Source organism: Pseudomonas sp. NFX71 (assembly GCF_048079215.1).
Classification (GTDB): Bacteria; Pseudomonadota; Gammaproteobacteria; order Pseudomonadales; family Pseudomonadaceae; genus Aquipseudomonas; species Aquipseudomonas fluorescens_B.
Genome location: NZ_CP182230.1, coordinates 1,093,298 through 1,105,995 on the forward strand (window position 1 = coordinate 1,093,298; position 12,698 = coordinate 1,105,995).

13 protein-coding genes are annotated in these 12,698 nt (G+C 60.5%); 4 read left to right on the forward strand and 9 right to left on the reverse strand.

Annotated features, from left to right (window positions below; genetic code table 11):
- The first annotated feature begins 176 nt into the window (after window positions 1-176).
- Window positions 177-1,418 carry a TIGR03862 family flavoprotein gene (locus ACM1ZW_RS05035; protein WP_416740266.1) on the forward strand — a complete coding sequence of 414 codons (1,242 nt, stop codon included), beginning with the start codon at window positions 177-179 and terminating at the stop codon, window positions 1,416-1,418.
- Between the two features lie 122 nt (window positions 1,419-1,540).
- Here the strand turns inward: ACM1ZW_RS05035 and ACM1ZW_RS05040 are convergent, their stop codons facing one another.
- Complete coding sequence (locus ACM1ZW_RS05040; RefSeq protein ID WP_017340912.1) at window positions 1,541-2,875, reverse strand: DEAD/DEAH box helicase; 1,335 nt, start codon at window positions 2,873-2,875, stop codon at window positions 1,541-1,543.
- Window positions 2,876-2,940: 65 nt separating this feature from the next.
- The gene (gene yedA, locus ACM1ZW_RS05045; protein ID WP_017340913.1) at window positions 2,941-3,867 is read right to left on the reverse strand and encodes a drug/metabolite exporter YedA; all 927 of its coding nucleotides are present in this window, start codon (window positions 3,865-3,867) and stop codon (window positions 2,941-2,943) included.
- A gap of 165 nt (window positions 3,868-4,032) precedes the next feature.
- Here yedA and ACM1ZW_RS05050 point away from each other — a divergent pair, with 165 nt between their 5' ends.
- Entirely contained in the window at window positions 4,033-4,488 is a 456-nt protein-coding gene (locus ACM1ZW_RS05050; RefSeq protein ID WP_017340914.1) for an Lrp/AsnC family transcriptional regulator, read from the forward strand.
- Window positions 4,489-4,641: 153 nt separating this feature from the next.
- On the opposite strand, the gene ACM1ZW_RS05055 is transcribed toward ACM1ZW_RS05050, so the two are convergent.
- The 4 genes from ACM1ZW_RS05055 to ACM1ZW_RS05070 all read right to left on the reverse strand — a co-directional run bounded on the left by ACM1ZW_RS05055 (window position 4,642) and on the right by ACM1ZW_RS05070 (window position 7,752).
- A complete protein-coding gene (locus ACM1ZW_RS05055) occupies window positions 4,642-5,172 on the reverse strand; it encodes a Bro-N domain-containing protein (RefSeq protein WP_416740267.1) in 531 nt (176 codons plus the stop codon).
- A 467-nt stretch (window positions 5,173-5,639) separates the two neighbouring features.
- Window positions 5,640-6,251: a PolC-type DNA polymerase III gene (locus ACM1ZW_RS05060; protein ID WP_017340916.1), complete on the reverse strand. Its 612-nt coding sequence runs from the start codon at window positions 6,249-6,251 to the stop codon at window positions 5,640-5,642.
- 22 nt (window positions 6,252-6,273) lie between these two features.
- Window positions 6,274-6,753, reverse strand: coding sequence for an NYN domain-containing protein (locus ACM1ZW_RS05065; RefSeq protein WP_017340917.1), 480 nt, complete (start codon window positions 6,751-6,753; stop codon window positions 6,274-6,276).
- A gap of 252 nt (window positions 6,754-7,005) precedes the next feature.
- Window positions 7,006-7,752, reverse strand: coding sequence for a DUF2076 domain-containing protein (locus tag ACM1ZW_RS05070; RefSeq protein WP_017340918.1), 747 nt, complete (start codon window positions 7,750-7,752; stop codon window positions 7,006-7,008).
- A 162-nt stretch (window positions 7,753-7,914) separates the two neighbouring features.
- Here ACM1ZW_RS05070 and ACM1ZW_RS05075 point away from each other — a divergent pair, with 162 nt between their 5' ends.
- On the forward strand, window positions 7,915-8,589 hold the full coding sequence (locus tag ACM1ZW_RS05075; RefSeq protein ID WP_031319133.1) for a YciC family protein: 675 nt from the start codon (window positions 7,915-7,917) through the stop codon (window positions 8,587-8,589).
- Window positions 8,590-8,656: 67 nt separating this feature from the next.
- The gene (locus tag ACM1ZW_RS05080; protein ID WP_017340920.1) at window positions 8,657-9,736 is read left to right on the forward strand and encodes an endonuclease/exonuclease/phosphatase family protein; all 1,080 of its coding nucleotides are present in this window, start codon (window positions 8,657-8,659) and stop codon (window positions 9,734-9,736) included.
- A gap of 40 nt (window positions 9,737-9,776) precedes the next feature.
- On the opposite strand, the gene ACM1ZW_RS05085 is transcribed toward ACM1ZW_RS05080, so the two are convergent.
- Genes ACM1ZW_RS05085 through ACM1ZW_RS05095 form a run of 3 tightly spaced genes read right to left on the reverse strand, consistent with a single transcriptional unit; the run spans window position 9,777 to window position 12,397 of the window.
- Window positions 9,777-10,610, reverse strand: a complete 834-nt coding sequence (locus tag ACM1ZW_RS05085) for an ABC transporter ATP-binding protein (protein ID WP_416740268.1) — start codon at window positions 10,608-10,610, stop codon at window positions 9,777-9,779.
- Complete coding sequence (locus tag ACM1ZW_RS05090; RefSeq protein ID WP_008149230.1) at window positions 10,598-11,401, reverse strand: ABC transporter permease; 804 nt, start codon at window positions 11,399-11,401, stop codon at window positions 10,598-10,600. Before ACM1ZW_RS05090 ends, ACM1ZW_RS05085 begins: the two co-directional genes overlap by 13 nt.
- Before the next feature lie 9 nt (window positions 11,402-11,410).
- Entirely contained in the window at window positions 11,411-12,397 is a 987-nt protein-coding gene (locus ACM1ZW_RS05095; protein ID WP_416740269.1) for an ABC transporter substrate-binding protein, read from the reverse strand.
- Window positions 12,398-12,698: the final 301 nt, after the last annotated feature.

A 12,698-nucleotide genomic window follows, 5' to 3' on the forward strand; every position in this document is an offset into this window, starting at 1 on the left:
AACCTGAGTGAAAGGGCCTGCAGGCCCTGTCGGGTATAGGCTTCAGAGCGGTGGTTGTTTTTTGACCAGCCATTGAAAACGCCACCAATCCCTGTGGGAGCGGGCGAGCCCGCTCCCACAGTTATGGTGTACTGCTAGAATGCGCGGCTATTCCGTCAAACCGCAGCGCACTCCCCATGACCCAATCTTCCGCCGCCCTCTCCCCTCACGTCGCCATCATCGGCGGTGGCCCCGCCGGCCTGATGGCCGCCGAAGTGTTGAGCCGGGCCGGAATCAAGGTCGACCTGTACGACGGCATGCCATCGGTGGGCAGGAAGTTTCTCCTGGCGGGGGTCGGTGGCATGAACATCACCCATTCCGAAGCCTACCCGGCCTTTCTCTCACGCTACGCCGAACGCGCACCGCAGATTGCACCGCTCCTCCGTGCCTTTGGTGCCGAGGCGCTGTGCCAGTGGATTCATGACCTGGGCATCGAAACCTTCGTCGGCAGCTCTGGCCGGGTGTTTCCGACCGACATGAAAGCTGCGCCGCTGTTGCGCGCCTGGCTCAAACGGTTGCGGGATGCCGGCGTAGTTATCCACACCCGCCACCGTTGGCTGGGCTGGGATGACAACGGTGGATTGCGTGTCGAAAGTCCCGACGGCGAAAAAACCATTCGACCCGACGCGACCCTGCTGGCCCTCGGCGGCGGCAGCTGGTCGCGTCTTGGTTCGGACGGCGCGTGGATGTTGCCCCTGGAGCAGCGCGGTGTAGGACTTATGCCGCTGCAGCCGAGTAATTGCGGCTTCGAGGTGCAGGCCTGGAGCGAATTGATGGTCAGCAAATTCGCTGGTGCGCCGCTGAAAAACATCGCCATCGGGCTCAACGACGATGTTCCGCGGCTCGGGGAATGTGTGATTACGGCCACCGGGATTGAAGGCAGCCTGATCTACGCCCTGTCAGCGCCGATCCGCGAAGCCATCAATCAACACGGCTCGGCGACCATTCACCTCGACCTGTTGCCGGGCAGGCCTGTGGATAAAGTTCAGGCGGCGCTGAGCAAACCGCGCGGTTCACGTTCCATGTCCAAGCATCTGCACAGCCAGCTCGGGATTGATGGTGTGAAAGCGGCGTTGCTGCGCGAACTGACGCCGGCAGAATGCTTCGCCGATCCGGCATCACTGGCCAAAGCGATCAAGGCCTTGCCACTGACGCTGGTAAAAACCCGCCCACTGGACGAAGCCATCAGCAGCGCCGGTGGCGTGATGTTCGAGTCGATGGATGAACGTTTGATGCTCAAGCAACTGCCTGGCGTGTTTTGCGCGGGGGAAATGCTGGATTGGGAAGCGCCGACGGGGGGCTATTTGCTGACCGCGTGTTTCGCCAGTGGGCGAGCGGCCGGGCTGGGGATGGTGGAGTGGCTCAAGCGCAAGGATTGAGACCGCGGCGCGCCCATCGCGGGCAAGCCCGCTCCCTCACTGGATCTTTTGTGAACACATAATTTGTGAACACCAGAGATCAAGTGTGGGAGCGAAGGCGGCCTAGCAGACGCCGCAGCGAATCAAGGCTTACGCTTACGCGGCCCAGTATTAAACACGGGCACTTTTCGCACAGGCTTGATCGAAGGTTCCGGTGCCGAAGCATCCCCGCTCTCGACCCATTTGCCCAAATTGCGTTTACCGCCACTGGACGTCTTTGGCTTCTTCGGCTTTTTCGGCTTCTTGACCACCTGACCGCTGGCATCGGTATCTGGCACACGGTGCTCAGGTTCGAAGTCATGTTCCACCTGACGAGGCAACGTCTGACGCGTCAACGTCTCGATGGCCGACAGCAGATTCACTTCATCGGCACACACCAGCGAAATAGCCTGCCCGGTGGCGCCCGCACGGCCGGTACGACCGATGCGGTGGATGTAGTCCTCTGCCACGATCGGCAGGTCGAAGTTGACCACCAACGGCAGGTCTTCGATATCCAGGCCACGGGCCGCGACGTCAGTGGCGACCAGAATCTGTACTTCACTGGCCTTGAATCGGTCCAGCGCACGCTGGCGGGTCGCCTGCGGTTTGTCGCCATGGATGCCGTCGGCATTGATGCCCAGGCCCTGAAGTTTTTCCACCAACGCGTCCACGCCATTGCGAGTCTTGGCGAACACCAGCACCTGCTTCCACTTGCCCTTGCGCAGCAAGTGGATGAACAGTTCCGGCTTGCGCTTCTTGTCCACCGTCACCACCCACTGTTTCACAGTGTTGGCCGCCACGTTGCGCGGGCTGACTTCGATGCTCAGCGGATCGTTGAGCATTTGCCCGGCCAGCAGGCGAATCGCATCGGAGAAGGTCGCGGAGAACAGCAGCGTCTGACGTTTCTTCGGCAGCACCCGGTAAATGTTCCCCAACTCCTCGGAAAAGCCCAGGTCGAGCATGCGATCCGCTTCGTCCAGCACCAGGGTTTGCAGCTGGTTGAACTTCAGCGCGTTCTGGCGGAACAGGTCGAGCAAACGGCCCGGCGTCGCCACCAACAGGTCGACGCCTTTGCGCAGCTTCATCATTTGCGGGTTGATGCTGACGCCGCCGTACACCGCGTAAGTGCTCAGCGGCAGGTTCTCGGCGTACTGACGCACGGCCTCGTGAACCTGCTCGGCCAATTCGCGGGTTGGCACCAAAATCAGAGCGCGCACCGAGTTGGCAGTGACTTTCGGCCCTTCCATGGCCAGCAATTGCAGGAGCGGCACAGCGAAACCGGCGGTCTTGCCAGTGCCGGTCTGGGCGGCGGCCATCAGGTCGCGACCGGCCAGCACCGCCGGAATGGCTTGCGCCTGAACCGGCGTCGGGGTCTGGTAGCCGAGCGTCTCGAGAGAGCGCAGCAAGGGTTCGATCAGGCCAAGGGTGGCGAAAGTCATGGGATTACCGTAGGAGAATTCAGCGCGGTTGTGCGAAACAAGTGTGCAATGGCGCGCAGTTTACCCTAATTCACGCTCGATTCTGTCTGCACCACGGCAGCCGGTCGTTGCGGCGCCCGGCGCCACTGCGGCAAACCGATCAACACCACGGCACTGATGATCACCAGCATGGCCAACGCTTCTTCGATACCGATGGTCTCGCCGACAAACACGATCCCCAGCAACACCGCCACCGCCGGGTTGACGTAGGCATAACTGGTGGCCGCCGCCGGACGCACGTTTTTCAACAGGTACATGTAAGCGTTGAAGGCGATGATCGAACCGAAGAAGGTCAGATAGGCCAGCGCCGCCCACCCTTCGATCGGCGGCATGGCCTCCAGATGCTCACCGCTCAAGGCACTACCAATCAACAACGCCACGCCCCCCACCAGCATTTCCACGGCACTGGCCATCGCGCCCTGGGGCAGCGGCAAGTGTTTGCTCCACACCGAACCAAACGCCCAGGAAGCGGCCGCGAAGATCAGCAACAGGGCACCCAGCGGGCTCGATTGCAGGTTGGAACCGAGGTTGAGCATGGCGATGCCGATCAGCCCGAGCACAATCCCGGCCCATTCGAGACGGGTATTACGCGCGCCCCAGAAATAGCCGCAGAGCAAGGTAAACAACGGCACCGTCGCCACCGCCAGCGCGGCGACACCGGACGCGACGCCCATGTGCTCCGCCACACTGACCCCGCCGTTACCGCACGCCAACAGCAAAATCCCGATGATCCCCGCCGCTTTCCACTGCGCCCAGGTCGGGGCCGGCGCCCCGCGCCAGCGCAGGAACGCGTACATCAAGGTCCCCGCGATGACAAAGCGAATACCGGCGAGCAGCAAGGGCGGCCAATACTCCACGCCGATACGGATCACCAGGTAAGTCGAGCCCCAAATCACGTACAACGCGAAAAAGGCAGCGATCAACGGCAAGGGAAAACGGCGCAGGCCAGGCATGGGGGCAGCTCGCAGGCAAGGACAAATGAACAGCTATTCTAGAAAGGCCAACCGCATAAAATAAGTTACAAAACCTGTTTATAGCGCCGGTACACTTTTCAAATCACGGAGATCAGCGCTATAAACCGTGCTTTCGAAAGTCAGTCATTTTTCAGGAATCCGACCATGGACAAATACGACCGCATGCTCCTCAGCGCCCTGCTGGAAAACGGTCGCGCGTCCTACGCCGACCTCGCGCGCAAGGTCAACCTGTCCGCCCCGGCCGTGGCCGAGCGCGTGGCCAAACTCGAAGCCAGCGGGGTGATTACCGGTTACCAGGCGAAAGTCGACATGGCCAAGCTTGGGCTACCGATCCAGTGCGTCATCGAACTGCGCCTGAACCAGCACGGCAACCAGAAGGCCTATGACGACCTGATCAAAATCCCGCAACTGACCGAATGCCACCGGGTAACGGGGGATCCGTGCGTGATCATGCAAGCGGCGGTGGGCTCGATGCCGGAGCTGGAAGAGTTGATCAACCGGATTGCCAAATTCGGGTTCAGCAAGACGTCGATCGTGTTGTCGAGTGCGATAGAGAAGCGGGTGCCGTTGGGGCAGTTGGAAGGGAATGGAAAAGTTTGATCGAACGCGGACCCTGTGGGAGCGAGCCTGCTCGCGATAGCGATTTACCATTCAACATTGATGTCGACTGATACGCCGCCTTCGCGAGCAGGCTCGCTCCCACAGGTACGATGCCATCCTGTAGGACCGAGGCTTGCCCGCGAAAGCGATATATCAGACGCCGCTGTAACTGGCAGACAACAAACCCGGCATATCACGCAGGCGAACCCAAGGTTCTTTGCGCCAATGCAGCAGCCGCAGCGTCCCGCCGGCCCATTCCATCGCCCGCATATGCGGCGCTTGCGTCGAAACGGACCCCGCCTCCTCCCGCAACATCGGCACCACATGGTGGGTCAACCAACGCCGCAAATGGCGGTTTTCCGGGCAGTAGTGATAGACCAGCATCGCGTATACGCCTGACTCACTGAGCATCAGGGTTTCTTGCGCTTCATCGCTGCCGGACAGATGCATCATCCGCCGCTGATCAGCATCGAGCTTGAGCGCATGTCTGCCGTTGATATCCACACCCATTAACCGGCCGATATCGCGGGCGCAGAACCAGGGCTCTGCGTGCAGTAAAAGTGCGCGTAGCTGGATGTGATGACGGATGAAGGTTTTGGGGATGAAGTGAGGAGCACAGGTAGCTGTTTGCGCTACAGCCAACTGATCTGAGTCTTCAGGGGGATTGGGGGTAACGTTGATCATGGCAAATCTCCTATAAAAGTCGGAGCTGCCAGCATCACTTGCAGATGATGGGTGGCAGCTATGCGCGGGTCTGCAAGACCGAGTAGGAGACCAATCCCGGCAGACCCGAAGGTCTCCCGCACACAGCTACCATAAATCGATGGTCGCTAATTAAAGCGACGCGATTATAGGTGCGCCTGTGGTCTCCAAACAAATTATTGGCGGGCTTGCAGTCCCGGTCGCTGAATTGTCAGCGACGTTCCAGAGGTTATCGATGCCGCAGAAGGGGGGCAAGACAGACAATCCTTAAGTTTCGGTAGGATCAATCGTCGAGTTTCAGGCGTGTTTAAACACAAGGTTTGAAATTGAACACCGCCCCTGTGGGAGCGAGCCTGCTCGCGATGGCGGTTTATCTTCAACAGTGATGTCGACTGACACTCCGCCATCGCGAGCAGGCTCGCTCCCACAGGGGATTTGCGGTGTTTCAGTCAGAACCCGCGATGGCGCTTGAGATGCTCATTGATCTTCGCCGCCGGCACTTTCTGCAAGCTCACCAGCAGATCATGGGACAACTCGCGCAACCCATGCTTCTGCCGCAGTTCCTGCGCCAGGTGCGCCGTCAGGTTGGCGGCCATCTCGGCGTCAGCCATGGCCCGGTGAGCCTTGCCAGTGTTGGGCAGGCTGGCGAAGGTGGTGAGCGTCCCGAGCTTGTGATTCGGTGCGGCGGGCATCAGGCGGCGGGCGAGCAACAGCGAGCAGGCGAAGTTCTGCAACCGCGTGCGTTTGATCCGCCCCAGCTCAAAGTCCCAGAACTTCTGGTCGAATGCCGCGTTGTGAGCCAGCAAGGGCGTGATACCGACAAACTCGTTGACCTCGTTCATCACCTGCTCGGCCGATGGCGCCGTGCGCAACATGGCGTTGCTGATGCCGGTCAGTTGTTCGATGAAGGCCGGGACGCGCACGCCGGCGTTCATCAGGCTCTGGTAACGCTCGACGATGCGCCCCTGTTCAAGGATCACCACGGCGATTTCCGTGGCCCGGCAGCTGCTGCTCGGGGAGATCCCGGTGGTTTCAAAGTCGATGACTGCTATGCGTTCCAAACCTGTTTCAACTCCGTAAAAATCAATTCTTGAGCAGCAAGGCGCCTTCGATCGGCACATAGCGGCTGGCGGCGCGGATCAGCGAGTTGGCCGTCAGGCCTGGCACGCCGTAGGCCACGGCTTGCACACCGTGCTTGGCGATGATGCGCTCCAGCAGCATGTCGAAATCACCGTCGCCAGAAGCCAGCACCACTTCGTCGACGTGGTCGGCGGCGTCCATGATGTCGAGGGTGATGCCCACGTCCCAGTCGCCCTTGGCCGAGCCGTCGCTGCGCTGGATGTAGGGTTTGAGCTTCACGGTGAAACCGAGGTTGCGCAGGATCTGCTGGAACTGCTGTTGTTTGCTGTCGCCACGGTCGATCGCGTAGGCGTAGGCCTCGACGATCTGGCCCTGTTTGCTGATATCAGCCCACAACGCGGCGTAGTTGAAGTGGCAACCATAGGCCTGACGCACGGTGTAATAGAGGTTTTGAACATCGGCGAACACTGCAATTTTTTTCACCGGTTTTCCTCAAGGCTGGATCAGGCACCGAGCCCGAAAGGTGCCCAGTATGCCAGCCTCGAGGATTGTTCCGCGAATAATCGACCCGAAGCATCTTGGATGCCTCGGACGAATGGCAACCTGTGGCGAGGGGATTTATCCCCGCTGGGCTGCGAAGCAGCCCCCTGCGTCCGTTCACATAAATGGAGAGGGTCGAATACACGACTGCTGCGCAGCCGAACGGGGATAAATCCCCTCGCCACAGAAAATCAATCAGACGAAGGAGTCGTCGTCGCCGCCGAAGAACGATGAGCTGTCATCGCTGTAATCGGCGTCGGCGTAACCGCCCTGATCAGCGGAGTTGTCAGCCACACGCTGATCGTCGCCCCAACCGTTGCCGCCGCTTTGATCGTTGACCTGAGCCGGCTCTTCCTTGATCACTTCAACCACTTCCGGCTGCTGGTTGTGGTGGAACAGGCTGCTGATGCCCTGTGCCAGCATCACGCCACCCGCCACACCGGCGGCGGTTTTCAGCGCGCCACCGAGGAAACCGCCACCGACAGGCTGCTGTTGCGGCGCGTAGTTTTGCTGCGGTGGCGGCGCACCGAAGTTCTGCTGTGGCGGCGGCGAGTTGAACGACTGCCGCCCCGGCTCACGCCAGCCACCATTGGAGGGCGGAGCACTTTGGGCCGGCGCTTCACGGGAACTGCCGCCGAAAATGCTCGACAGGAAGCCACCGCCGCTCGGCGCCGGAGCCGCCGCCTGCGCCTTGGCCGATTGCAGCTCGGCCTGCAATTGCTGGACTTGCTGAGCCAGTTGCTTGTTCTGCGCGTCGAGGCTCTTGACCGCTGCCTCCTGCACCAGAATGGCCTGGGTCATGAAGTAGCCCGCCGCGGGTTGGCGAGTCAGGTGTTCCTTGATCCGCGCCTCGGCCTGGGCGTCGCGCGGGGCTGAATCCGTTTCGGCCTGTTGCAGCCGGGAAAACAGTCCATCGATCAGGGTTTGTTCTTCGCTGTTCATGGCGACCTCGTAGATTGCCGGGGAAATCGTTGACCTTCTCCAGGGAGGATACGGCGCTCGACCTTAATGGAGGCTGAAACAAGAACCGAACGTTTACGTTTGCGCCCCGAAGCGCTGCATCGGTTAAAGTGGGCCACTGCTTTCAACCTGCGATACCGACTGATGAATCCGTTCGATGTACTGCGTGACTCTTTGTATTTCTTCAAACGCAATCTGGGCCAGATCGTGCGGCTGTGCCTGCCGCTGGTGATCGTCGAAGCGCTGCTTCAGCAAGTGGTGGATCACTCGACCGAGCCGGACAGTTTTCCCGGCATCAGTGTGATTGTCGGTTTGCTGGTCTATCCGCTGTACACCGCCGCGCTGATCCTGTTTCTCGATGCGCGCAGCCGTGGCGAATCGCCGCGCAACCGTGACCTGCTGTCGAGGTCCGCGTACCTGTGGCCGCGCTTCGCCCTGCTCACTGCGCTCAATACCTTGCTGATCCTGATCGGCCTGTCGTTGTATTTCCTGCCGGGTATCTGGCTGATGGTGACCCTCGCGTTCGGCGAGTACCTGCTGGTGCTGCGCGGCCTGGCGCCACTGGCCGCGATGAAGGAAAGCCTGCGCCTGACCCGCGGCCATTTCCTGCGCATCCTGGTGTGCATTTTGTGTGTGATGGGGCCGTTGTGGTTGCTCAAGGGCTTGACCCTGGAGGTTTACCCGGAGCCGCAGAACCCGGTGATTTCCTTGCTGATCGACAGCGCTCACAGCTTTTTGCAGTTGTTCACCAGCGTGGTGTTGTTCCGTTTGTTCATGCTGATCAGCGACGTTCCCGAGAAAATCGACCGGCCGCTCTAAGCGTGGGCTTCGGCCCCGCTCTCGGTTATGCTCGGGGCCATCTTTTGTAACGCTAATAAGCCGAGCCATGACCCGTCTACTGCGCTACACCCTGCTGGGCCTGGTGATTGCAATCGGCCTGATTGCCCTGCTGATCTACAACCTGACCTGGCGCCCCGAAGCCAAGGAAGTTTTGCCCGTCGGCTGTAATGCTCAAGCACCGACACTGGTGCCCGGCCAGGCGTTGAAGGTGATGACCTGGAACGTTCAGTACCTGGCGGGCAAGCGCTATGTGTTCTGGAATGACCTGGCCGCCGGCAGCGATGAAAAACCGACGCCTGCAGACATGGCCTTCAGCCTCGATGAAGTGGCGCGGGTCATTCGCGACGAACAACCGGACATCGTGTTGTTGCAAGAACTCGATGACGGCGCCAAGGCCAGCGATTACCAGAACCAGTTCAAACTGCTCCAGGAACGCCTCGCAGACCTCTATCCATGTAGCACTCATGCCTTCGACTGGAAAGCCGACTTCGTGCCGCAACCGCACATCTTCGGCAGTGTCGGTCGACAACTGGCAACCCTCAGCCGCTACCAGATCGATCACGCCGAACGCCTGCAATTGCCGGTCGCGCCGGCCAACCTCATCAGCCGCCAGTTCCAACCGAAAAATGCGTTGCTGGTCACTTACCTGCCCTTGAGTGACGGCGCTCAGATAGCGGTGCTCAACACCCATCTGGACCGCGCGACCCAACCTGATGAAACGCTACAGACCCAGGTGACGGCGGTGGCCAAAGTCCTCGACAAGTACGAAAGCCGTGGCACGGCATGGCTGATCGGTGGCGACTTCAACCTGTTGCCGCTGGGCCAATATCGACGCCTGACCTCCGAACAACGCGCGCCCTACTCCGCTGACAGCGCGTTGCATGTGTTGTGGGACAAGTACCCGATGATTCCGACCAACAATGAAGCGAGCGGCATCGATCGGGCGCGCTGGCTGACGCATTACCCGAATGATCCGGGGCTGAACGGCCCGGACCGGACCGTCGATTACCTGTTTTACAGCCCGCGGATCAAGCGCGTCGAGGCGACGGTGCGGCAGGACGATACCTTGCGGATCTCCGATCATTTGCCGGTGATTGCGCGGTTCCTCCTGCCTGCGGCGCCCTAATTTCGGGCTGAATGCAAAACCTGTGGGAGCGGCGGTGAACTCAATGTTCCTCCAGCTCGTCATGCAGCAACCCGAAAATATCGCGCTTCATCTCGATAAACGAGCGCTCCATGACCATGTCCAGGGTCCGTGGGCGTTCGATCGGCACGTCCAGAATCTGCTTGATCCGCCCGGGCCTGGCGCCCATCACATAGACTCGATCCCCCAACAAAATCGCCTCGTCGATATCGTGGGTCACGAACAGCACGGTCTTCTTGCTATTACCCCAGACCCGCAACAGCAGCTGCTGCATTTGCAGGCGCGTCTGGCTGTCGAGGGCGCCGAAGGGTTCGTCCATCAACAGGATCTGCGGATCGTTGGCCAACGCCCGGGCGATCGCCACGCGCTGCATCATGCCGCCGGACAACTGCTTGGCGTAGTTGTCGGCGAACCCGGCGAGGCCGACTTCATTGACGTAGTAATCGACGATTTCCTTACGCTGGGCCGCTGCCATGCCGCGACGCTTGAGCCCGAACTCGACGTTCTGGCGCACGGTCAGCCACGGGAACAGCGTGTAGCTCTGGAACACCATGCCGCGATCCGCGCCGGGGCCCTGCACTTGCTGGCCGCCAACGTAGATCTCGCCTTCCGTGGGCTCGTTCAGGCCGGCAGTGAGGTACAGCAAACTCGACTTGCCGCAACCCGACGGCCCCACCAGCACCGCGAATTGCTGATCCGGGACTTCGAATGAAACCTGATCCAGCGCGGTGAACATTCCGCCATCGGGCTTTTGATATCGCAGGCTGACCTTGTCCACTTGAAGGCGTGGCGCGGCGTGCGCCGGGGCAGCCATCGGAGTGACGAAACGCGGGTTGACGGCGGTTACTGAGCCCATGCGGCAATCCTCAGACGAAGGAAACGGAACAGTTGATCGGTGACCAGGCCCAACAGGCCGATGATCGCGATGGCGAGGAAAATCACATCCACCTGAAAGCCGCGCATGGCCTTGAGGCTCAAGTAACCCAGGCCACTGGAAGCGGCGACCAGCTCGGCGACCACCAGGTAAGTCCAGGCCCAGCCCATGGTCACGCGCAAGGTGTCGAGCACACCCGGCAACGAGGCCGGCGCGATCACATGCAGCACGGCATCGCGACGGTTTGAACCCAAGGTGTAAGACGCGTTGATCAGGTCTTTGGAGATGCCTTTGGATACGTCCGCGATCATTACCAATTGCTGGAAAAACACGCCGAAGATGATCACCGAGACACGCTGCTCCAGACCGATGCCGATCCACAGAATGAACAGCGGCACGAACGAGGTCACCGGCAGGTAGCGGATGAAATTCACCATCGGCTCAAGGAACGCCTGAACGATGCGAAAGCTGCCCATCAGCAACCCCAGCGGCACCGCCACCAGCGACGACACAATGAAGCCGACCATCACCACTTCAAGACTGGCCCACACATGCAGGCCAAGCGTGCCGTCGCGGCTCAGGCGCACAGCGGCTTCGACCACCGCGCCCGGTGTCGGCAGGAACATGCCCGGCACCACGCCGCCGTAAGACAAACCGGCCCACAGGCCAACCAACAACACCCAGGCCAGACCGCTCGCGCTCCAGATCACCGACACCGGCAGGCCGGTCTTGGGCGTGATGCAGCGGCTCAGCCATGAATTGCGCTTGAACATGCGAACCTCCTACAGCGGGGTGACGAAGCGGTTGTCGATCAGGTCGTCATTGCTGACGTTGTAGGGTTTGCCCTGCAATTCACTGGCGGTTTCATTGGCCAGTTTGATCAGCGGTTCGCTGTCGCCCGGCTTGCCCGGCGAGCCCAGGAGTTTTTCGCTCATGGCCTGATCGTAGAAGCGCACGCCTTGCGCGGCAGCTTCCAGTTCCTTCGGATCGGCGAGGTAACCACCGACGCCCTTGGCCATGATTTTGTAGGCTTCCTTCGGATGATCCTTGGTGTACTGCACCGCTTTGTACAGACCGGCGACCAAGGCCTTGACGTCTTCCGGCTGTTTCTCGATAACGGTGCAGTTGAGCGCAACCACATCGACGATCACCCCCGGCGTGCTGCTGCTGTCGATCAGCACCTTGCCCTGTTGCTTGCTGCGCACCATCGACAGGTGCGGTTCCCAGGTCACGGCGGCCGGCACGCGACCGGCGATGAACGCGGTGGCGGCGTCGTCGGCCGTCATGTTCTGCACGGTGATGTCGCTCATGCTCATGCCGTGTTTTTTCAGCAAGTACGACAGCCAGAATTGCGAGGTGGAACCTTCGTTGACCGCCACGGCCTTGCCTTTCAGCTCCTGCAGACTCTTGACGTCCTTGCCCACCAGAACACCGTCGCCACCATGGCTGTCATCCAGTGCAGCTACAGCCTTGAAGCAGAATTGCGGGCGGTACTTGAGCACCTCATCGATGGTCGACGCCGAGCCGGACAATTCACCCGACGCTTGCGCGGCCATGTACATCGAGGCTTCTTCGACGACGGGCAATTCAACGGTCAGACCGTTTTCCTTGAAGTAGCCCAGGTCCTGGGCGAGGTAGAGCGTGCCGTAACCGACCCACGTGGTGTGGCCGATAGAGAGGGTGCCGGCCTGGACGCTGGTAGCGACCGTCGCGGCAATGGCGGTGATCGCCAATGGATGGGCAACGCGGGTAAGCAAGGACTTGATCATGGAGCACTCCCAAAGCTGTTGATTTAGTTTTGTCATGGGCAGTACGGCCAGCGGCGTTTGGAGAAGAGCCGCCACGGGTGGTCTCTGATGGACCTTTTTGTGGGCAGCGTTCGGCTGTCTGGCGAGGTCGATGTTGGCGCAAGGCCGGGAGAAGGAAAATCAGGAAATATGTCGTTGGGAGTGATGAAAAAACTGGGTAGTGCGCACTGAAAACGAGCGCTGTTTGCGGGGGTGCACGGGACGGGTGCAAAAGCTTAGAGATAGGTTGCGGGAGAGAAAGCTATCGCGAGCAGGCTCGCTC